General features: G+C 63.8%; 19 protein-coding genes and 1 pseudogene. 13 read left to right on the top strand and 7 right to left on the bottom strand.

The window, feature by feature from the left end; genetic code table 11:
* The first annotated feature begins 151 nt into the window (after positions 1–151).
* Positions 152–1,138: a LysR family transcriptional regulator gene (locus tag QTA58_RS14215; protein ID WP_085420372.1), complete on the top strand. Its 987-nt coding sequence runs from the start codon at positions 152–154 to the stop codon at positions 1,136–1,138.
* On the opposite strand, the gene QTA58_RS14210 is transcribed toward QTA58_RS14215, so the two are convergent.
* From QTA58_RS14210 to QTA58_RS14200, 3 genes are all read right to left on the bottom strand, one after another.
* Entirely contained in the window at positions 1,084–4,242 is a 3,159-nt protein-coding gene (locus tag QTA58_RS14210; protein WP_289669343.1) for an efflux RND transporter permease subunit, read from the bottom strand. The two genes, QTA58_RS14215 and QTA58_RS14210, sit on opposite strands and share 55 nt — an antisense overlap.
* 23 nt (positions 4,243–4,265) lie before the next feature.
* The gene (locus QTA58_RS14205) at positions 4,266–5,423 is read right to left on the bottom strand and encodes an efflux RND transporter periplasmic adaptor subunit (protein WP_085420374.1); all 1,158 of its coding nucleotides are present in this window, start codon (positions 5,421–5,423) and stop codon (positions 4,266–4,268) included.
* Positions 5,424–5,487: 64 nt separating this feature from the next.
* Positions 5,488–6,090, bottom strand: a complete 603-nt coding sequence (locus QTA58_RS14200; protein ID WP_085420375.1) for a TetR family transcriptional regulator — start codon at positions 6,088–6,090, stop codon at positions 5,488–5,490.
* A 195-nt stretch (positions 6,091–6,285) separates the two neighbouring features.
* Here QTA58_RS14200 and QTA58_RS14195 point away from each other — a divergent pair, with 195 nt between their 5' ends.
* Together QTA58_RS14195 and QTA58_RS14190 are read left to right on the top strand one after the other, a co-directional pair.
* Positions 6,286–8,226 (top strand): PAS domain-containing sensor histidine kinase, encoded by a 1,941-nt coding sequence (locus QTA58_RS14195; protein ID WP_289669342.1) that lies wholly within the window; start codon positions 6,286–6,288, stop codon positions 8,224–8,226.
* Positions 8,227–8,280: 54 nt separating this feature from the next.
* On the top strand, positions 8,281–8,583 hold the full coding sequence (locus QTA58_RS14190; RefSeq protein ID WP_085420377.1) for a BON domain-containing protein: 303 nt from the start codon (positions 8,281–8,283) through the stop codon (positions 8,581–8,583).
* 329 nt (positions 8,584–8,912) lie between these two features.
* On the opposite strand, the gene QTA58_RS14185 is transcribed toward QTA58_RS14190, so the two are convergent.
* Positions 8,913–11,255, bottom strand: coding sequence for a glucose/quinate/shikimate family membrane-bound PQQ-dependent dehydrogenase (locus tag QTA58_RS14185; RefSeq protein ID WP_289669341.1), 2,343 nt, complete (start codon positions 11,253–11,255; stop codon positions 8,913–8,915).
* A gap of 172 nt (positions 11,256–11,427) precedes the next feature.
* Here QTA58_RS14185 and QTA58_RS14180 point away from each other — a divergent pair.
* Both QTA58_RS14180 and QTA58_RS14175 read left to right on the top strand, forming a co-directional pair.
* Positions 11,428–12,062: pseudogene (locus QTA58_RS14180) on the top strand (UdgX family uracil-DNA binding protein).
* Between the two features lie 2 nt (positions 12,063–12,064).
* Positions 12,065–12,793, top strand: coding sequence for a glutathione S-transferase (locus tag QTA58_RS14175; protein WP_289669340.1), 729 nt, complete (start codon positions 12,065–12,067; stop codon positions 12,791–12,793).
* Positions 12,794–12,927: 134 nt separating this feature from the next.
* Here the strand turns inward: QTA58_RS14175 and QTA58_RS14170 are convergent, their stop codons facing one another.
* The gene (locus QTA58_RS14170; RefSeq protein ID WP_289669339.1) at positions 12,928–13,389 is read right to left on the bottom strand and encodes a sigma-70 family RNA polymerase sigma factor; all 462 of its coding nucleotides are present in this window, start codon (positions 13,387–13,389) and stop codon (positions 12,928–12,930) included.
* Between the two features lie 200 nt (positions 13,390–13,589).
* Between QTA58_RS14170 and QTA58_RS14165 the strand changes: the two genes are divergently transcribed.
* Both QTA58_RS14165 and ligD read left to right on the top strand, forming a co-directional pair.
* Positions 13,590–14,462, top strand: a complete 873-nt coding sequence (locus QTA58_RS14165) for a Ku protein (protein ID WP_200814039.1) — start codon at positions 13,590–13,592, stop codon at positions 14,460–14,462.
* A gap of 2 nt (positions 14,463–14,464) precedes the next feature.
* On the top strand, positions 14,465–16,996 hold the full coding sequence (gene ligD, locus QTA58_RS14160) for a DNA ligase D (protein ID WP_289669338.1): 2,532 nt from the start codon (positions 14,465–14,467) through the stop codon (positions 16,994–16,996).
* 268 nt (positions 16,997–17,264) lie between these two features.
* On the opposite strand, the gene QTA58_RS14155 is transcribed toward ligD, so the two are convergent.
* Positions 17,265–18,071 (bottom strand): Ku protein, encoded by an 807-nt coding sequence (locus QTA58_RS14155; protein ID WP_289669337.1) that lies wholly within the window; start codon positions 18,069–18,071, stop codon positions 17,265–17,267.
* Between the two features lie 108 nt (positions 18,072–18,179).
* Between QTA58_RS14155 and QTA58_RS14150 the strand changes: the two genes are divergently transcribed.
* Positions 18,180–18,377, top strand: a complete 198-nt coding sequence (locus QTA58_RS14150) for a hypothetical protein (RefSeq protein WP_085420382.1) — start codon at positions 18,180–18,182, stop codon at positions 18,375–18,377.
* Positions 18,378–18,590: 213 nt separating this feature from the next.
* Positions 18,591–18,773, top strand: coding sequence for a hypothetical protein (locus QTA58_RS14145; protein WP_085420383.1), 183 nt, complete (start codon positions 18,591–18,593; stop codon positions 18,771–18,773).
* A gap of 6 nt (positions 18,774–18,779) precedes the next feature.
* On the opposite strand, the gene QTA58_RS14140 is transcribed toward QTA58_RS14145, so the two are convergent.
* Positions 18,780–19,109, bottom strand: a complete 330-nt coding sequence (locus tag QTA58_RS14140; protein ID WP_289669336.1) for a hypothetical protein — start codon at positions 19,107–19,109, stop codon at positions 18,780–18,782.
* Positions 19,110–19,253: 144 nt separating this feature from the next.
* Between QTA58_RS14140 and QTA58_RS14135 the strand changes: the two genes are divergently transcribed.
* The 4 genes from QTA58_RS14135 (at position 19,254) to QTA58_RS14120 (ending at position 21,117) form a co-directional block, all read left to right on the top strand.
* Positions 19,254–19,841, top strand: a complete 588-nt coding sequence (locus QTA58_RS14135) for an isochorismatase family cysteine hydrolase (protein ID WP_289669335.1) — start codon at positions 19,254–19,256, stop codon at positions 19,839–19,841.
* 91 nt (positions 19,842–19,932) lie between these two features.
* Positions 19,933–20,325, top strand: coding sequence for a BON domain-containing protein (locus tag QTA58_RS14130; RefSeq protein ID WP_289669334.1), 393 nt, complete (start codon positions 19,933–19,935; stop codon positions 20,323–20,325).
* Between the two features lie 23 nt (positions 20,326–20,348).
* Positions 20,349–20,534, top strand: coding sequence for a hypothetical protein (locus QTA58_RS14125; protein ID WP_289669333.1), 186 nt, complete (start codon positions 20,349–20,351; stop codon positions 20,532–20,534).
* 85 nt (positions 20,535–20,619) lie between these two features.
* The gene (locus QTA58_RS14120; protein WP_085420388.1) at positions 20,620–21,117 is read left to right on the top strand and encodes a ferritin-like domain-containing protein; all 498 of its coding nucleotides are present in this window, start codon (positions 20,620–20,622) and stop codon (positions 21,115–21,117) included.
* Positions 21,118–21,256: the final 139 nt, after the last annotated feature.

Raw genomic sequence — 21,256 nt, 5'->3', positions numbered from 1 at the left:
TTCCCGAAGTTTCTGTTCAAAATTGGTGAGCCGCCCTCCTCAAAGCGGCCGATCCGGCATGCATGGTTCTTTAAATCCGCCGTTGACGCAAGCAGGGAAGCGCAATTAATTGCAAACAGCATCTGTGCGTTTTTGAACAGACGAGAACATCTTGAGCGGCAATCCGAATTTCACCTGGGACGACCTGCAATATTTCCTCGCCGTCGCCCGCACCGGGCAGTTGTCCACCGCGGCCCGGCAGTTGCGCACCAGCCATGCGACGGTGTCGCGCCGCATCGACCGGCTGGAATTCGCCCTCAAGGTGAAGCTCTTCGAACGCAATCCGCGCGGCTACGTTCTGACCGGCATGGGCCAGCGCTTCATCGAGGCGGCGGAAAGGATCGAGGCGGAGGCGGACCGGCTGCAGGCGGAGATCACCTCCGGCACGACGGCGCAGCGCGGCGTCGTCCGGCTCAGCACGCCGGAAGGGTTCGCCAACTTCTTCTTCGCCGACAAGATCAGGAGTTTCTGGGACAGCCACCCGAACATCACGCTGGAACTGGTGACGATCCAGCAGATCATGTCGCTGTCGCGCAAGGAGGCGGATATCGCCGTCTCGCTCGATCCGCCGAAGGACGGGCCGTATCTGACGGAGAAACTCACCGACTACAGCCTGAATGTCTACGGCGTGAAATCCTATCTTTCCAAGGCCGCCCCGATCCGCAACCGGCAGGACCTGCTCGATCATCCCTTCATCGGCTATATCGAGGACATGATCTTCGTGCCGGGGCTGGATTATCTCGGAGATGTCCATCCGGGCATCAAGGCCCGCTTCCAGAGCTCGAGCATCTTCGCGCAGCTCACAGCGACGCTGAACGGGCTCGGCCTTTGCGTGCTGCCGCATTTCATCGCCCGCTCCTATCCCGACCTGCGGATCGTGCTGCCGGAGGAGGTTGAACTCAGGCGGAACTACTGGCTGGTCTGCCACCGCGATCTCGTCCAGATCCCGCGGGTGCGCATGGTGACGGATTACATCTTCGAGGCGATCCGCAAGAACCAGAATGCCTTCCTCCGGGGTTTGGCCCCGGAGGAAGGCACGCGACGTTATTCGGCAGCCATGGGTAGGGGTGTTTCACGGCTTTCGAACAGGTCGCCTTGATTGGCGGGCTGGCCCTCGTCCTCATCCTTCTTCCGTTCGCGGCCGAAGAAGAGCGCATAACCGGCCGGCAGCACGAGGATGGTAAGCACCGTCGCGACCAGGATGCCGCCCATCATGGCATAGGCGAGCGGCCCCCAGAAACCTTCCCGCGAGATCGGGATCAGCGCCAGCACGGCGGTGACGGCAGTCAGCACGATCGGACGGAAACGCCGCACGGCCGCGCCGACGATCGCTTCCGAGCGCGCCATGCCGGCGGCGATGTCCTGGTCGATCTGGTCGATGAGGATGATCGAGTTGCGGATGATGATGCCGAGCAGCGCGATGACGCCGAGGATCGCCACGAAGCCGAACGGAGCCCCGGTGATGAGGAGCGCCATGGCCGCGCCGATGATCCCGAGCGGGCCGGTCGCGAGCACCAGCATGGCCTTGCCGAAATGCTGCAGCTGGACCATCAGCAGCGCCAGGATGATCAGCAGCATGATCGGCACTTTCGCGGCGATCGAAGCCTGGCTTTCGGCCGAATCCTCGGCGCCGCCCTGGATTTCGATGGTGTAGCCGGCCGGCAAATCGGCGCGCAGGTCGGCGATCGAGTTGTAGAAGTTGAGCGCCATCTGCGTCGGCTCGATCCCGTCCGGCAGCGTCGCCTTGACGGTGATGGTCGGCAGGCGGTTGCGGCGCCATTCGATGCCCTGTTCGAGGACCGGCACGACCCTGGCGATCTGCGAGACCGGCACGAAGCCGCCGAAATCCGTCGGGACATAGACCGACTGCACGGCCGAAAGCAGGCTGCGGGTGGCATCCGGCTCGCGGACGACGATCGAGACGGTCTCCTCGCCGTTGCGGAAGTCGTTGATCGGCGCGCCGGAAACCGCCGCCTGCAGCATCTGGCGGACGCGCTGCGAGGAAACGCCGAGCGCCCGGGCACGGTCCTGGTCGATGACCAGCTGCATGGCCGGCACCGGCTCCATCCAGTCGTCGTGGATCGAACCGAACAGCGGTTCCTTGTAATAGCGTTCCTTGACCTGGTCGGCGATGCGGCGGACCTCCGCCTTGTCGGGACCGGTGACGCGCATCTGTACCGCCCAGCCGGTCGGCGGGCCGAGGAAGAGGCGGTCGACCTTGCCGCGGACCGTCGGGAAATCCTTCGCGAGGATATCCCGAAGCTTGACGATCAGCCGTTCGCGGGCCTCGACATCCTTCGACATGACGAGGAGCTGCGCATAATTCGGGTTGCGGAGTTGCTGGTCGAGCGGCAGGAAGAAGCGCGGAGCCCCCTCGCCGATATAGGTGGCGACGTAGGCTTTGTCCTGGTCGGGCAGGATTCTCTGTTCGAGAGCCTTGGCCTGGCGCTCGACTTCCCCGATCGCCGTGCCTTCCGGCAGCCACATGTCGACCAGGATTTCCGGCCGGGACGATTGCGGGAAGAAGCTCTGCGGGATGAACTGGAAGGACCAGAGGCTGCCGGCGAAAACCGCGAGCGTCATCACCAGCACGATGATCCGGTGCCTGACCGCCCAGCCGACCGTGCTGCGCAGGCGATGGTAGAAGCGGGTGTCGTAGGCGTCGTGATGCGTGCCGGCATGGGCCCGCTGCTTCAGGAGCATGTAGCCGAGCCAGGGCGTGAAATAGACCGCCACGAACCATGAGGTGACGAGCGCAATGCCCACCACGAAGAACAGCGAGCGGACATATTCGCCGGCGGTGGATTCGGCAAAGCCGACCGGAATGAAGCCGGCGGTGGTGATCAGCGTGCCGGTGAGCATCGGGAAGGCGGTGGAGGAATAGGCGAAGGTCGCCGCGTCGATACGGTGCAGCCCCTCTTCCAGCTTGCGCTCCATCATCTCGACCACGATCATCGCGTCGTCGACGAGAAGCCCGAGCGCGATGATCAGCGCGCCGAGCGAGATGCGCTGCAGCTCGATGCCGATATAGTACATGATCGCCAGCGTCGCCGCGAGCACGAGCGGGATGGCGATCGCGATCACGATGCCGGAACGCCAGCCGATCGAGATCAGCGAGACGATCAGCACGATGACCAGCGCCTCCATCAGCGCCTTGGTGAATTCGCCGACCGCTTCGGTGACGACTTCCGGCTGGTTGGAGATCTGCTCGACGGAGACGCCGACCGGCAGCGTCTCTTCGAAACGGTGATAGGTATTCTCGATATCGTGGCCGACATCGGTGACCTTGAAGCCCGGAGCCATGACGACGCCGACCTGGACGCTGTCGTGGCCGTTGAAGCGGAACTTGCGCTGGAAGGGGTCTTCGAGACCTTCCGTCACGGTGGCGATATCGCCGAGCCGGATCACCTGGTTGCCGGCGCGAAGGCGGAGCTCCCGGATATCCTCCGGCGTGGTGATGCCGCCTTCGACCGAGATGCGCACCGAGCGGTCGGCCGTCTCGACGCTGCCGGCCGGATCGACATTGTTCTGGCCGGCAAGCGCATCGCGGATGTTGAGGACGGTGAGGCCGCGCTCGGCAAGCGCCTTGGAGGAGACGTCGATGAATATCCTCTGCGGCTGGTCGCCGAGGATGACGGCCTTTTCGACGCCCGGCGTGGCGAGCAGCATGTCGCGGGCCTGGATCGCGAACTGCTTGAGCTCGGGATAGCTGTAGCCCTCGCCGCTGATCGAATGCAGCGTGATATAAGTGTCGCCGAACTCGTCGTTGAAATAGGGGCCGAGCAGGCCGGAAGGCAGGTCCTGCTGGATGTCGCCGATCTTCTTGCGCACCTGGTAGAAGGCGTCCGCCACCTCGTCGGCATTGGTGTCGCCCTTGATCTGGACCTGCGTGATCGCAAAGCCGGCGCGGGTATAGGACTTGACCCAGTCGAGATGCGGCGTTTCCTGCAGCTTGCGCTCGATCTTGTTGACCACCTGGTCCTGCATATCGGCGATCGAGGCGCCGGGCCAGACGGTCTGCACGACCATGACGCGGAAGGTGAAATCCGGGTCTTCCTTCTGGCCCATGTTCATGACGCCGAGGACGCCCATGACGATGATGAGGCCGAAGAGGAAGCGTGCGATGCTCGGATGGCCGATCGCCCAGCGGGACAGGTTGAACCGGGCCTTGTCAGAAGGATCGGCCTGATGGGAGGAGCTCATGGTCGTGTCCTTTAAGCCGGTGATCAGGGCGTGACGGAAGCAGTGCTGGTGCTGCTGACATTACCGAAGCGTGAGGCGACGGTTTCCGGCAGCTTCACCTTCATCTCTTCCTTCATGAACTGCGTGCCGGCCGAGACGACGAGGTCGCCTTCGGCCAGGCCTTCGGCGATGCGCACGCCGTTATCGGAAAAATCGGCGACCTTGACTGCGCGCGAGCCGACGGTGCCCTTCTCGCGGTCGACGACCCAGACGACCGGCTGGTCGCCGTTCTTGGCGAGCGCGGCGAGCGGAATGGACCAGGTCGGCACGGCATTGTCCTCCACGGCTTCGATCGTGGCGGTCATGCCGAGAAGCACGCGGCCGTCTTCGGGCAGGCTGACGCGGACGGCGAAAGTGCGAGACTGCGGATCGGCGCTGCCCGCGACTTCGCGGACCTTGCCGTCGAGCGTAAGATCGGTGGCCGACCAGAAGCGCGCCTTGACCGTCTTGCCCGGCTTGAACTGGGCGACGTCCATTTCCGGAACGGCGATCTGCACTTCCTTCTCCCCGTCGACGGCGACGGAAAGGACCGGGGTGCCGGCGCTCACCACCTGGCCGATATCGGCGCTGACGGCGGTGACGATGCCGTTCTGGTCCGACTTCAGTTCGGCGTAGGCGACCTGGTTGCGGGCCTGTTCCAGCGCGGAGACGGCGGACTGGCGGGCGGAAACGGCCTGATCGTAGGCGAGCGTCGCCTGTTCCAGTTCGGATCGGGAGGCGACGTTCTTGGCATTGAGGGATTCGGCGCGGCGCTTGGCGAGCTCGGTGATTTCCGCCTGCTTCTGCGCTGCCGCGAGATCGGCCTCGGCGCGGCGGACGGCGAGCTGGTAATCGACGGCATCGAGCCGCGCCAGCACGTCTCCCGGCGCGACGCGCTCGCCGATATCCACGAGCCGCTCGGTGATCTTGCCACTGACGCGGAAACCGAGATTCATCTCGGTGCGGGCGCGGACGGAACCGGAATATTCGAGCTTGCGGCCCTGGTCGGCCGCGGCGATCTCCGTCACCTTGACCGGCCGGACGGCCTCCGGAGCTTCGGCCGCCTTCTCCTCCGAGCAGGCCGTCAGCGCGCCGAGCGCGGCCGCAACGGCAAGCCCCTTGATGAGAAACGAGACGTCACGTCTGGTCTTCACGAAAAACATGTTCCGCACTCCCGATGGCGGGTTTTCGATCAAAGGCGCTCGTCGCGCCCGCGTTGTTTCAAAGCTATTTCAGGGCACGCAAGCCGAATTCGACCAGGTCTTCCGGCTGGCCTATGCGCGTATCGTTCAGACAGTCGGCAATCAGCATCGGATGGCACAGCTTCACCATGCACGACATGAAGTTTTCCGCCGCCAGCTGGGGATCCTGATCGCGGAATTCCCCCGCCTCGATACCTTCCCGGATGATGTCGGCCACCAGCAGCCGGATACGGTCCAGAAACTGCTCTATCACCGGCCATTGCTGCTCGATGGCGATGACGACCATCTCGTGGACCTTCTTCTCGTCCAGCATGGTCTCGAGCGTGATGCGGTGCTGCTGCAGCACGTGGTCGCGCAGCCGTTCCGTGGCGCTCACCGGCCGCTTCGCATTGGCGAACGCCACCTGGTAGCTTCCTTCGAGCATGCGGTTCGCCAGCGCCTGATGGATATCCGCCTTCGACGAGAAGAAGCGGTAGATATTGGCCGGCGACATGCCGAGCTCGCGGGCGATGTCTGCGACATTCGTCTTGGTATAGCCGTAGTGCTTGAAGAGGCGCTCGGCCGCATCGAGGATGCGGTTGACGTTCTCCTGCTTCGTCGTCTCCAGGGCCTGATCGCTTGCGTCCATAGGGCTGACGGCTTTCATTTTACATGTGACGATTTTCATTTTTCGTCAGTCGTAAACAAGAAGTCGCTTTCTGTCAATCGGGGCGGCCATTAATTCCCGCGGAGGGGATAAAAATCGGCTAACAGGAGGAACCAAAACCGACACCACACGTTAGGGCGCGTTGAGCCGCGCAGACCGCGGGCCTGGGGACATTTGATGAGCATGCCGCAAAGTTACGACGCTTCGTTACTGGACGAGGAGCGCTATCGCCTCCTCATAGACGCCATTACGGATTACGCCATCTACATGCTCGACACCGACGGCAGGGTTGCGAGCTGGAACCCTGGAGCCCGCCGTTTCAAGGGCTATGAAGCCTGGGAAATCCTGGGCGAGCATTTCTCCCGCTTCTACACGGACGAGGACCGGTTGGCCCGGGTGCCGGAGCGCGCGCTGCAGGCCGCCGCGACCGAAGGCCGTTTCGAAAGCGAAGGCTGGCATGTCCGCAAGGACGGCAGCCGCTTTCTGGCGCATGTCGTCATCGATCCGATCTGGGGCCGGTCGGGTGAGCTTCTCGGTTTCGCCAAGGTCACCCGTGACCTGACGGAACGGAAGCAGGCGGAAGCGGATCTCCGGCGAAGCGAACAGAAATTCCAGCTCCTGGTGCAGGGCGTCACCGACTATGCGCTCTATATGCTCGATCCCGAGGGTTATGTCAGCAACTGGAACATCGGCGCCGAACGTATCAAGGGATACAGCGCCGACGAAATCGTCGGAAAACATTTTTCACAGTTCTATACGCAGGAGGATCGCGAGCGTGGGGAACCGCAGCGGAGCCTCGAGACGGCCAGACGCGAGGGACGTTTCGAGCGGGAAGGCTGGCGCCAGCGCAAGGACGGCACCCGGTTCTGGGCGCATGTGATCGTCGACGCCATCCGCAACGACGACGGCGAAATCCTGGGCTTTGCCAAGATCACCCGCGACATCACCGAAAAGGTCGAGGCCCAGAAGGCGCTCGCCCAGGCCCGCGAGGAGCTTTTCCAGGCCCAGAAGATGGAAGCGATCGGGCAGCTTACCGGCGGCATCGCGCATGATTTCAACAACCTGCTGATGGCGATCCTCGGCAGCCTGGAAATCCTGAAGAAACGCCTCCCGAACGATCCGGCACTGGTCCCGCTGCTCGACAACGCCATCCAGGGCGCCGAGCGCGGCGCGGCCTTGACCCAGCGCATGCTGGCCTTCTCCCGTCGCCAGGAACTCAACATGCAGGCGGTCGATACGGCGACGCTCATCAACGGCATGATGGATTTCGTGCGGCGCTCCCTCGGCGGCGAGACCCGCATAGAGACCCGGTTCCCCGATGGCCTCCCCTCGGTCGTCACCGATCCCGTGCAGCTCGAAACGGCGCTCCTCAACCTCGTCGTCAATGCCCGCGACGCGATGACGAACGGCGGCCTGATCACCGTCGGCGCGGAGGAATATGTGGCCGAAGAAGGGACGGAAAAGCTGAAGCCCGGCCGTTACGTGCGGCTTTCGGTCTCCGATACCGGCGAAGGCATGGACGAGGAGACGCTTGCGCGCGCGACGGCCCCCTTCTTCACCACCAAGGGCGTCGGCAAGGGAACCGGGCTCGGCCTTTCCATGGTCCAGGGCCTGACCGAACAATCGGGCGGCAAGCTGGTGATCGAAAGCGAGAAGGGCAAGGGCACGACGGTTTCGCTCTTTCTGCCCGCCGCCGACGCAGACGACTGCCCGCAGTCTCCGGAGCGGACCGCGCCCTTACCTGCAGCGGCGCCGAACGAACATCTCACGATCCTCGCGGTCGACGACGATGCCCTGGTGCTGATGAACACGACGCTCATGCTCGAGGATCTCGGCCACACCGTGATCGAAGCCTATAGCGGCGCCGACGCCCTGAGGGAGCTCAAGGGCGGCACGCATCGGGTCGATCTCGTCATCACCGACCATTCCATGCCCCGCATGACCGGCTCCGAACTCGCCGCCGCCATCCGCAAGGAATGGCCGGACCTCCCCGTGGTGCTTGCGACGGGCTACGCGGAACTGCCCTCCGGCGGCGACAACCGCCTGCCGCGCCTGCCGAAGCCTTTCTCGCAGAGCCAGCTTCAGGACGTCATCGTCGCGGCACTCGCCGGCGCTTGAACCAAAGCCGGTGACCGGGCGTTGTTCTCCCGTATGAAACCGGGAGAACGATCAATGGTCTTCAAGCACCAGCATTTTCATGAGACGCCCGCCGAGGTGGAGGCGGAATTCCCGCCCCGCGCGACGCTGGAAAGCGCCGTTTCCGATGCGCTCGCCTCCGCCGGCGGCGTCGATGCCAGCGACGTGACGGTGACCGTCAAAGGCGGTGAGGTCACCCTCTCGGGCGCCGTCCAGGTGCCGGAGGAAATCGGACGGGCCGAGGAAGTGGCCCGCGGCGTCGCCGGCGTCACGGCGGTCCGCAACGAAATCCGCCACACCGCGCCGTCTTTCTTCAACGGCGGACCAAGGCCATTATGACCTGCTGCCTCTCTTGAAGGCAGGGCAATCGCGCATTCCCTCCCCCGCCTGCGACAGGGCAATTACCTATGAGCGGAACAGGCTTCCGTGGAATGATGAGGCGGCAGCGGCTTCCCTTCTCCCCGGCGGGTAGAAGGTGGTCCGAAGGACCGGATGAGGGGGGCGCAGCCAAAATCCAGCACGGCGTTTGCCGCGTGCGCACCCCCTCATCGCCTCGCTTTGCTCGGCCCTTCTCCCCGCTGGGGAGAAGGGGGCAAACCGAATCCGCTCGGCTCCTCATAGGGTGAAGAGCAATCGCGCGCAGGCGATCGCCTTTCTTTCCAAAGAGGTCACCGCGGCAGGGCGTAGGCGATCACGTAATCTCCGGGCTTGGTGCCGACGGAACCGTGGCCGCCCGCCACCATCACCACGAATTGCCGGCCGTCTTCGACCGCATAGGTCATCGGCGTCGCCTGACCGCCGGCCGGAAGCCGCGCCTTCCAGAGTTCCTGGCCGGTGGTGAGGTTGTAGGCGCGCAGATAGTCGTCGACCGCGGCACCGAGGAAGGCCACGCCCCCCTTGGTGATCATCGGCCCGCCGATGCCGGGCACGCCGACCTTGAAGGGCAGCGGCAGCGGCGTCATGTCGTAGACGGTTCCGTTGCGGTGCATGTAGGCGATCTCGCCGGTCCTGAGGTCGGCGCCGGCGACATAACCCCATGGCGGCGCCTGGCAGGGGATCTGCAGCGGCCCCAGGAACGGCCCCATATAGACGCCGTAGGGCGCACCGTCGTTGCGGTTGAGACCCTGTTCGCTGCCCTTTTCGTCCTGGCCCTTCGGCGGAATTTCGGAACGGGGCACGAGCCGCGAGGTGAAGGCGAGATAGGTCGGCATGCCGAACATCACCTGCCGTTCCGGATCGACCGCCACGCTGCCCCAGTTGAAGGTGCCGAAATTGCCGGGATAGACGATCGTGCCCTTAAGCGACGGCGGCGTGTAGCGGCCCTGGTAGTTGTGCTGATGGAACCAGATGCGGCAGACCATCTGGTCGAACATGGTGATGCCCCACATGTCCTTTTCTTCCAGCGGCTTCGGCTTGAAGGTGAGCGCCGAGGTCGGCTGCGTGGGGGCGGTGAAATCCTCCGGGATCGCGCCTCCCGGCGCCGGTTCCTCCGTTACCGGGATGATCGGTTCGCCGGTGCGCCGGTCGAGCACGTAGATGTCGCCCTGCTTGGTCGGCCCGACCAGCGCGGGAACTACGGTGTTGTCCGGCCTGGAGATGTCGAGGAGCACGGGCTGCGCCGGCACGTCCATGTCCCACAGGTCGTGATGCACGGTCTGGCGCACCCAGCGGTCGGCGCCCGTATTGAGGTCGAGCGCGACGATCGACGAGGAATATTTCTCGACGCTCTCGCTGCGGCCCATGCCCAGCTGGTCCGGCACCTGGTTGCCGAGGGGGATGTAGACGAGCCCCAGTTCTTCGTCGACGCTGAAGACCGACCAGCTGTTCGGCGAGTTCGTCGTATAGGTCTGGCCGGGCTGGATCGGCTGGGTTTGCGTCGGATTGCCGGAATCCCAGTTCCAGATGAGCTGCCCGGTATTCACATCATAGGCGCGGATGACGCCCGACTGTTCCTGCGTCGAATAGTTGTCGTTCACGGCCCCGCCGATGACGATCTTGTTGCCGGCGATGGCCGGCGGCGAGGTCGAGTAATAGTAGCCGGCCGGATTGTACTTCATGCCGGTTTCGAGGTGCAGCGTGCCCTGATCGGCAAAGGAGGTGCAGACCTCGCCGTTCGCCGCGTCGAGCGCGATCAGCCGCGCATCCGAGGTCGGCAGGTAGACGCGTTCGGAACAGGGCGTGCCGGCAGCCGCCGCCGGATCCTTGTAATAGCTGACGCCGCGGCAGGTCTGGTGCTGCCGGTCCGGATTCATGCCGGAATTCGGGTCGTATTTCCACTTCTCCTGGCCGGTGGTCGCATCGAGAGCGATGGCGAGATTGTGCGGCGTGCAGAGATAGAGCGAATTGCCGACCTTCAGCGGCGTCACCTGATAGGTGGTTTCGCCGACATCGTCCGGCCGCTTCACGTCGCCGGTCTGGTAGCGCCATACTTCGGTGAGGTTGGCGACGTTCTCGACATTGATCTGGTCGAGCGGCGAGTAGCGCTGGCCGTAGGGCGTGCGGCCGTATTGATGCCATTCGCCGGGAGGCACGTTGCCGCCCATGGGCGGCGCGGCGGCGACCGACTGTTCCGGCAGCGCGCCGCTCTTGTCGTAGGGATCCATGAACATGGAGAAGATCGCGACCGCGATGGCGATGACCACGGAGAGCGCGAGCGGCGTGGCGGCCGCGCCGTAGCGCGCGCCCGTCGGGCTCGAAAAGCCGAGCGGCCTGCGGATCCAGGGCGTCAGCAGCCAGAGGCCGAGAATGATGATCAGGCCGCCGCGCGGGCCGAGCTGCCACCAGTCGAAGCCGACTTCCCAGATCGCCCAGACGAGCGACGCGAGCACGAGGACCGCATAGACCCTGAGCGCCATGGCCCTTCCGAGGAAAAGCAGGATGGCGGTAAGGATGAAACCCAGACCGCAGACGAGATAATAGGCGCTGCCGCCGAGCAGCAGCAACTGGCCGCCGCCGACCGCCAATGCAAGTCCGATCAGCGTGAAAAGGATTGCCGTGATCTTTATGGCCATAAGGATGCCCCCGTTTCGGCTCGGAATTTCAGGCCCGCTTGAACCCTGCGTCCCCCCGCGCCTTCAACACGAGCTTCGCACAAAAGTTCCAACGCGGGTTCCCGTCCCGCAAAATTTAGCGGAACCGTCCCCTGGTCAAGCCGGTTTTGATGTTTCTGCAAGGAGTTCGATCATGCTGACGGCGCGCAAAGGCCCGGCCTTCGAGACACCGGGCGCCGAGGGCGGGAAGTTGCCGGAGGTCAGGGAGCAGGCGGAAGGCTGCACCCGCTGCGATCTCTATAGGAACGCCACCCATCTCGTGTTCGGCGAGGGACCCGCCAAGGCGAAGGTGCTCTTCGTGGGCGAGCAGCCGGGCGACAAGGAAGACCTTGCCGGCAGGCCTTTCGTCGGTCCCGCGGGCAGGCTGCTCGACCGCTGCCTGGAGGAAGCCGGCGTCGACCGCGGTCTCTGTTACGTCACCAATGCGGTGAAGCATTTCAAGTTCACCCCGCGCGGCAAGCGCCGCATCCATTCCAAGCCCAATGCCGGCGAGGTGCAGGCCTGCGCCTGGTGGCTGGCGGCGGAGCTGCGCCTCGTCAGGCCGAAGCTCACGGTGGCGCTCGGCGCGACCGGCCTCTATTCTCTGCTCGGCCGGCAGGCGAAGGTGACGCGCGACCGCGGCACCATTCTACAATCGCCGGACGGGCTGCCGGTGCTGGTGACGATCCACCCTCGGCGCTGCTGAGGACGCTGAACCAGCCCGATGCGGAGCTCAATCGCGCCCGTTTCGTGGATGACTTGAAGAAGATCGCAGAATTTCTGGAGTGAACATGGCCTACGAACTCTATTATTGGGACGGCATTCAAGGCCGCGGCGAATTCGTGCGGCTGGCGCTGGAGGAGGTCCGCGCCGATTATCTCGACGTCACCCGCGACGGACAGGGCATGCAGAGGATGCTGGATTACATGCGCGGCAGGCATGGTTACGACCACATGCCGTTCGCCCCGCCCTTCCTGAGGGACGGCGACATCGTCGTCTCGCATGTGGCCAACATCCTGCATTATCTGGGGCCGAAGCTGGGCCTCGTGCCGAAGGACGAGAAGTCCCGCATCCTCGCCCACGGGCTGCAGCTCACGATTACCGATTTCGTCGCGGAAGTGCACGACACGCACCACCCGATCAGCACGGACGACTATTACGAGGATCAGAAGGATGAGGCGAAGGCTCGTACCAAGGCCTTTCTGAAGCACCGGGTGCCGAAGTTCATGGGCTATTTCGACCGCATCATCGGGGCCAACCCGGCGAAGGGCGGCCATGCGGTCGGCGGCGGCCTGAGCTACGTGGACCTCTCGCTCTTCCAGCTCGCCGAAGGGCTGAGCTACGCCTTCCCGCGGGCCATGGAGAATTTCGCAAAGGACTATCCGCATGTCGCGAAGGTCCGCGACATGGTGCGCCAGCGGCCGAATATCGAAGCCTATCTCACGTCAAAGCGCCGGCTCGCCTTCAACGAGTCGGGCATATTCCGGCACTATCCGGAACTGGATCAGGATCCCGCGTGAACCGCCGGTAACGACCGGGATCAGATAAAAAGGAATACCGGCGCGATGGTCGCCAGAATGACGGCCGTCGCGATCAATGTGAATTTCATGATGACCTCCACCAGTATGAACATGAGCCGCCCCTGACCGATGGCTCAGTTCACGTCTTCTCCCAATTCCTGCAGAATTTGATGCCGTGCGCGGTTCAGCCGGCTTTTCACCGTGCCGACGGCGCAGTCGCAGATCTCCGCCGCCGTCTCGTAGCTCTCGCCCAGGATCGCCACGAGCGTCAGCACCTCGCGGTAATGCGGCGGCAGTTTCTGAAGCGCCCGCTGCACTTCGCGTGCCCTGGCCGCGGTCTCCTGGGACGCGGCCACGGGCGTATCGCCGGAGACGTTCTCCTCGATCCCCGGCGCCTCTCGGCCAAGCACCTTGGCGCGCGTGTAGAACGCGTTTCGCATGATGGTGAAGAGCCAGCTCTTCAGCTTGGTGCCCGGCTCGAACTTGTCCAGGTTGGCGAGCGCCTTCATCAGCGTTTCCTGCACCAGATCGTCCGCGTCGACGGGATTGCGGCAGAAGGTGCGGGCAAATGCGCGGAGAGCCGGAATGAGCCTCACTATATCCGCACGTGCAGGATCACCATTCAACTGTGATTCAGACACCGTTGCCTACCTCTCCGAATCTTCCATGGGCGGGAATTTTCGGTGGCAAACGCACGCCTTGCGCATTTGGTTCCGCCGAGATGAACGGCCTGTTCATGTTCGTGACGGAACAAAGCGGCCGGCAGCCCTGTTGATAACACTTTCACGGAGTTATGATCGTGGCACCGCGTGCGAACTGGAAAGGTTATCTCAAGGTCGGAGAGCTGAGCTGCCAGGTGGGACTCTATACCGCCGCCTCCACGTCCGACCGCGTCAGCTTCCACATCATCAACCGCGATACGGGCCACCGGGTCCACCGCCAGATGGTCGACGCCGATACCGGCAAACCGGTGGACAACGACGATATCGTCAAGGGATACGAGGTCTCCAGCGGCGAATACGTCATCCTCGAACCGGACGAGATCAAGGCGGCGGTGCCGGAGAGCGACAAGACGCTGGAGCTCGAAACCTTCATCCCCTGCAACGGGGTCGACACGATCTATCTCGACCGCCCCTACTATCTTGCGCCGGTGGACAAGCCGTCGGCGGAAATCTTCGGCCTCATCCGCATGGGGCTGAAGGAGAAGAATGTCGCGGCCCTCGCCCGCACCGTCCTGTTCCGGCGGCTTCGCACGCTGCTCATCCGGCCGAGCGAGGACGGGCTGGTCGCCAGCACCTTGAACTACGACTACGAGGTGCGGCCGGCCAAGGAGATCTTTTCCGACATCAAGGACTTCAAGATCGAGGGCGAGATGCTCGATCTGGCAAGGCACATCATCGATACCAAGCGCGGCGAATTCGACCCGACGGAATTCGACGACCGTTACGAGGCGGCGCTTGCCGAACTGATCCGGGCGAAGATCGAGGGCCGCAAGCTCAAGAAGAAGCCGACGCCCGAGCCGAAGAAGGTTTCGAACCTGCTCGACGCCCTCCGCCAGAGCGCCGGCACCGCCGCTCCCCGGAACGCAAACCGCAAGAAGACGGCCGCGAAGAAGACCACCCGCGCGGCATCGCGTAAGACCGCTGCTCCGCAGAAAAAGGCGAGCTGACCATGGCGCTTGAAACCTATAACCGGAAACGGAACTTCAAGGCCTCGCCGGAACCCCAGGGAAAGGTGCCTCGCGGCCGCAAGGGCAAGACGGGCGGCAACAGCTTCGTGATCCAGAAACACGACGCCACCCGGCTGCATTACGATTTCCGCCTGGAGATGGACGGCGTGCTGAAGAGCTGGGCCGTGACGCGCGGGCCGAGCCTGGTGCCCGGCGAAAAGCGGCTTGCGGTGCATGTGGAGGACCATCCGCTCGACTACGGCGGTTTCGAGGGCATGATCCCGGAAGGCAATTACGGCGCAGGCGCCGTGCTGCTCTGGGATCGCGGCAGTTGGGAACCGATCGGCGATCCCCACAAGGCTTACCGGAAAGGCCATATGGAATTCGAGCTCAAGGGCGAGAAGCTGGAAGGCCGCTGGCACCTGGTCCGCATGGGCCACAAGGAAGGCGAAAAGCGCGAGAACTGGCTTCTGATCAAGGGCGAGGACGAATTCGCCCGCGCCGAGGGCGACAAGGACGTCCTGGAGGAAATGCCGCTTTCGGTCAAAACCGGAAAGACGATCGCGGAAGTCTGGGGCCGGCAGGTTTCCAGGCGGAAGCGATCTGCAAAAGCCGGGACGAAGGCCAAGGCCGATCCGGAGCCCGAAACCCCCGGCATCGCCGTCTCAAAGATCAGGGGCGCAAAGAAGGCGGGACATTCCGGCTTCATCGAACCCCAGCTCGCGACGCTGGTGAAGGGCGCGCCCTCCGGAAAACGCTGGGTGCACGAGATCAAGCTGGACGGCTATCGCCTCCAGGCGCATATCGACGGCGGCGAAGTGAGGCTGCTCACCCGCACCGGGCTCGACTGGACGCACAAGTTCGGCAGCGACATCGTGGCCGCATTCGGGAAGCTTGCCGTCCAGGACGCGATCATCGACGGCGAGGTGGCGGTGGAGGCGGGCTCCGGCGCCACGGATTTCTCGCTGCTGCAGCAGGACCTGAGCGAAGGCCGCGACGATCGTTTCACCTTTTTCGCCTTCGACCTGCTTCATCTCGACGGCTACGACCTCACCGGCGCCACGCTGCTGCGGCGCAAGGAGGCGCTCGAAAAGCTGCTGACCGGCAGCGGCCCGGCCCTTCGCTACAACGAACATTTCGGCGACGAGGGCGGGCTGGTGCTGAAACATGCCTGCCGCCTGAGCCTCGAAGGCATCGTCTCGAAAATCTCGGAAGCCCCCTATCGCCCCGGGCGCGGCCGCGACTGGGTGAAGTCGAAATGTTCGGCCCGGCAGGAATTCGTGGTCGCGGGTTATGTCCCCTCCTCCGTCTCCAACAAGGCGATCGGCTCGCTGGTCATGGGCTATTACGAGAAGGGCAAGCTGCGCCATGCCGGCCGCGTCGGCACCGGCTATACGGGCGCGATGGCCCAATCGCTCTTCAGGAAGCTCAACGAAATCCGCATCGACAAGAGCCCGTTTGACGAAAAGCTCACGGGGGTGGAAAAGAAGGACGTCGTCTTCCTGAAGCCCGAGACGGTGGCGGAGGTGGAATTCCGCGGCTGGACGGCGGATGCGCATATCCGCCATGCCGCCTTCCGGGGCCTGAGGGAAGACAAGGACCCGAAGGATATCGTCCGGGAGGGCGGGCCTGTGAGCGCAGCGGAAGAACCGAAACCGCCGAAACGGACGGTCAACCTCACCCATCCGGACCGGATCTACTGGCCGGATGCCGGCGTGACCAAGGGCGGTCTCGCGGATTACTACACCGAGGTCTGGCGGCTGATGGCGCCCTTCGTCGTCAACCGGCCGCTGGCGCTGATCCGCGGCCCGGACGGCATCACCAAACAGCTCTTCTTCCAGAAGCACGGCTGGAAGGGCATGACGAAGAACGCGATCCTGATCAAGGACCCCGCCGATCCGAGCGAGGAGGACATCACCATCCGCGACCTCGACGGCCTGCTCGGCCTCGTCCAGGGCGCGGCGCTGGAAATCCACCCCTGGGGCTCCAATCTCAACGACTGGGAAAAGCCGGACATGGTCAATATCGACCTCGACCCCGGCGAAGGCGTCTCCTGGACGGACATCATCGCCGCGGCCCACGAGGTGAAGCGGCGTTTCGAGGACATGGGCCTGGTTCCCTTCGTCAAGACCTCCGGCGGCAAGGGATTGCATGTCGTCGCTCCGGTCAGGCCGAAGGCGGAATGGCCGGAGGTGAAGGCGGCGATGAAGGCGCTCGCCGACGGCATGGCCGGCGACGATCCCGACAGGTATGTTTCGACCATCACCAAGTCGAAGCGCAAGGGCAAGATCCTGATCGACTACCTGAGGAACGGCCGGGGCAATACCGCCGTGGCGCCCTATTCCACCCGTGCCCGCCCCGGCGCGCCGGTCTCCATGCCGCTTGCCTGGGACGAGCTCGGCGGCGCGATCGGCCCCAATTATTTCACCGTCAACAACACGCCGGCCCGCATCGCCCAGCAGGCGAGCGACCCCTGGGGCGATTTCCGCAAAGCGGAAGCGCCGATCGAGTTTGAGGGGAAGAGAAAGCGGTAGTTAAGAAGATGATCCTGGGACATCTCCCCTTCAGAACATCTCCTCCTTGAGTGAGCGCTGCCCCTCACCCCAGCCCTTGCCGGGGTTGAGCACCCGTCTCAACCCGTCCTTCGGTCCCCGCAGGCGGGGAGAGGGGACTGGAAGCCTGCATCTCGCATCCTTCTCCCCGTTTGACGGGGAGAAGGTGGCGGCAGCCGGATGAGGGGCAGGCCCACATGCGGTTGCCCTGCCGTCAGAACGGGCAGAGGGTAAGGGCAAACCTCAGCCATTACTTCCGTGGCGATTTCCGCTCCGCCTCCAGGCTTTTCCTGAGCGCGCTGGTGATGTCGATGACGTTGCTCGGCCGTTCCGGCGCCTTCTCATCGGCGCGCCTTTGTGTTTTCCGGCCCTTCTTCCGCTCCGCGATGATGTCGAGCAGACGGTCCTGCACCGGATCGTCGGCCATGGATGGCTTCCAGCGTTCGGTGCGTTCCTCGATGATCTTCTTCATCATCGTCAGGTGCCTGGCTTCCGGCTTTTCCTTCGGCTTCTCGGCGGCGTATTCCTCCGGATCGCGCACCTCGTCGCCGTAACGCAGCGTCCAGACGACGATGCCCTTGTCCTTCGGGAGAAGCAGTACGGCCCGCTCCCGGCGATACATGACGAGCCTCGCGATGCCGCCGGTCTTCGTCTTTGCCATCGCCTCGCGGATCACCGCGAAGGCCTCCGCGCTCACCTCGTCGTCGGGCGCCAGATAATGCGGCCGGTCGTACCAGATCCAGCCGATCGATTCCTCCGGCACGAATGTCTCGATGTCGATCGTGCGGGTGCTTTCGAGCCCCACGTCCTCGATCTCCTCGTCCTCGAAGAGCACGTAGTCGTCTTCGCCCTTCGGATAACCTTTGACCTGGTCGTCGTCCTCGACCGTCTCGCCGGTCTCTGCATCCACATAATGGCTCAGCACCCGGTTCCGGGTCTTCCGGTTGATGTTGTGGAAGCGGACCCTGGCTCCTTCCGAGACCGCCGGCGTCATCGTCACGCGGCAGGTGACGAGCGAAAGTTTCAGGTAACCTTTCCAGAAGACACGCGGCGCCACGGCAGAAACTCCTTCGTTTCGCCGATAACCCGCGCCGGCGCGGCTTGGTTCCGGAACAAGTCCCGCGACAAACCGTTTCCTCCCGACATCCAGCACAGGAGGGCATCCATGAGCAGCACCCCCAACGCTCCGCAGAAGGACCGGGAGAAGAAGACGGCAGAACGCTCCGCGCGCGAGAAGCATGAGACGACCGAATTGGAAGAACAGCTCAACGAAGGCCTGGAGGATACGTTTCCGGCGAGCGATCCGGTTTCGACCACGGTGACCTCCATCCCCACCGGCACGCCCAAACCGCCGAAGCATTGATCGTCGCACAATCCGCCGATCGCGAAATCGGTCTGGAACAATTCGGGCGGCTTCCTGGATAGGAAGTCGCCCGAATTCATTTGTCGTATGTGACTTTTTCGGGATATTCGAAGATAACCATATTGCTGTAAGGAGACTGTTCCAGGGTTTGGATGGGGCGCGAACATCGTTTCGGCATTGATTTGCCGGGCATTCGTTACTTCAGAGGTCGGGATGGCGAAGCAGAACAATCCGGTTGCGGACCAGGAAATCAGGATGGGACGACGCGTCAGCCGTCAGGTCTCGGTCCTGCTGACCGAAATCGAGAAGGAGGAAGTTCCCGATCGCCTGCTCGAATTGGCGCGTGAACTCCAGAAGGCGCTCAACGAAAAGATCGCCAGCCGCTCCGATCGATAGCACCCGTCAAAGCTGCGTCGAGATCAGGTTGTCGGTACGCACCCGCCCATCCACGACGCCGCGCGGCCCATCCGCCTCATACCGCCCGCTTTCGTCCTCGATCACCGTGTAGAGCTTCTCGCTGCGGAATGCGCTCGCCATCTCCGTCGAATTGCCTTCGGAGGGCGAGGCATCGATCTCCGTGAAGTCGAGTTCCGCGCCGCTTGCCACGAGGCGGGCGTCGCCCGCGGTTCTCGCCCGGACGACCACTTCGCCGTGCGGCGGCGAATTCTGCCAGTTCGGATCGTCGGGCGCCGCGATCGGCACCAGCCGGTAGATCTTCAAACCATCCTGCATGTCTGTCTCCCTTTGAGGTCCCCCGGGCGAGGTCCCGCGGCCCCTGCGGCAACGCCGCTCGGGCGCCGCCGGTTCCCGTGAGGCAGCACGGGAACTTTTCTCGTCGCCGCTTTGTTCCTCCCCGCTGACAAAGTGGAGGCAGATATGGAAGACCCGCGCCGTTGCCGGCATCTCTGCGTCGACATGCAGCGCATGTTCGCGGAGGATACGCCCTGGCATATTCCCTGGATGCAGCGGGTGCGCGAGCCCGCCGCCGCCCTCGCCGGGGCGCATCCGGCAGAGACGATCTTCACCCGCTTCGTCACCCCCAAGACGCCTGACGAAGCGCAAGGGAGCTGGCGGAATTATTACGAAAGATGGGCGCAGATGACGCGCGGCGAGCTCGGCGATCACATGATCGACCTTCTCCCGGAGCTGAAAGCCATGGTGCCGCCGGCGCGCGTTTTCGACAAGATGGTCTATTCGCCCTGGCTGGACGGGCGCCTGCACCATGTGCTGCGGGACCAGGACGTCACCACGCTCGTCATTTCGGGTGGCGAGACCGACGTGTGCGTGCTTGCCGCCGTGCTGGGAGCCATCGATCTCGGCTATTCGATCATCCTCGCCACCGACGCGATCTGCAGCACGTCAGACGAGACGCATGATGCGTCGCTGGCGCTTTACGGCAACCGTTTCTCCAAACAGCTCCGTCTCTCCGATACCGAGGGCATCCTGCGCTGGTGGAGCGATTGATGCCGGGATTGCGGAACCTTGCGGCACGCAATCGGTTTTCCGATTGGGCGATGGCGCCCCCGCGACAAGGAGCGTGACAAGGAGAAAGCCGATGAAAAATGAGCAGCCGAAAGCAGGCCGGCCCGGCGAGACCTCGCAATGGCCCCGTTGGGAAGGCCCGGCGGAAAGCCGCCCGAGCGGTTATCTTCAGGGCGAAGCGAACATTTTCGCCGAGCGACCGGAACAGGAAAAGCAGATCGGCAAGGCACCGAGCGACTACGAGCGTCCGGACGATCTGATCGCTGAGGACGTCAACGAACAGCTGACCCAGGATGCCTTCCTCGACCCCACCAACATGTCCGTCTCGGTGGAGAACGGCGAGGTTGTTCTGGAAGGCTATGTCGCGCAGCTCGCCGACAAGGCCCGCGCCGAAGAGGCCGTCCTGAACGTCGCGGGCGTGACCGCCTGCCGCAACAACCTGCGGATCGCCCCCGAACGGCATTGATCCGTAGCGACAAGGAGAAAGCGATGGCCGACAATTTCTGGTTCATGGTCGTGGCGCTCGGTCCCATCCTTCTGGGCGGCGCGATCGCCTACGCGCTGCTGCAGCGCCGCCGCCTGTCGCCGGGCGAAGAGAGGCGGCAGGAAAAGGCTGTCGAAGATCTCTACGACAAGCCGCCGGGCGGCCGCGAACCGCATTCGCACAGCCGCTGAGACGGCAGGAACCTTCCGAGGCATCTCGACGTTAGGTGCCTCGCAATACCCGAACACCATCCCATAAAAATCCAAGGAGAGAGCAATGGCCAGCAAGACCCTCGACGACCTTTTTTATGAGACCCTCAAGGACATCTACTATGCCGAGCGCCAGATCGTGAAAGCCCTTCCGAAGATGGCTCGCGGTGCCCGCGACGAAAAGCTCAAGGCGGCTTTCGAGAAGCACCGTGATGAAACCGAAGGCCAGATCGAGCGCCTGAAACAGGTCTTCGAGATCATCGGCAAGCGCGCCCAGGGCAAGACCTGCCCGGCGATCGACGGCATCATCGAGGAAGGCGAGGAGATCCTCGACGAGTTCAAGGGCAATCCCGCGCTCGACGCCGGCCTGCTCGCCGCTGCCCAGGCTGTCGAGCACTACGAGATCAGCCGCTACGGCACGTTGCGCGCCTGGGCCCAGCAGCTCGGCCTGAAGGACGCCGTCACGCTTCTCCAGCAGACGCTGGCGGAGGAAACCAAGACCGACGAGACGCTGACCGGTCTTGCCGAATCCGCGGTCAACAGGGCGGCCCAGAAGGCTGCCTGATCGCCTCGGAAGGCCGGGTGCGGGCGTTTTCCCGCGCCCTTCCGTTTGCCGCCGACGGAAAGCCCGGCAAGGCCGGGCTTTCTCTTTGCCGCAGGACATGCCCGTACCGGAATGCGGAGGCAGCCGGCGGTGGCGATAT

It is taken from the genome of Neorhizobium sp. CSC1952 (assembly GCF_030378245.1).
Classification (GTDB): Bacteria; Pseudomonadota; Alphaproteobacteria; order Rhizobiales; family Rhizobiaceae; genus Neorhizobium; species Neorhizobium oryzae_A.
This window is presented reverse-complemented; position numbering and strand designations above follow the sequence as displayed.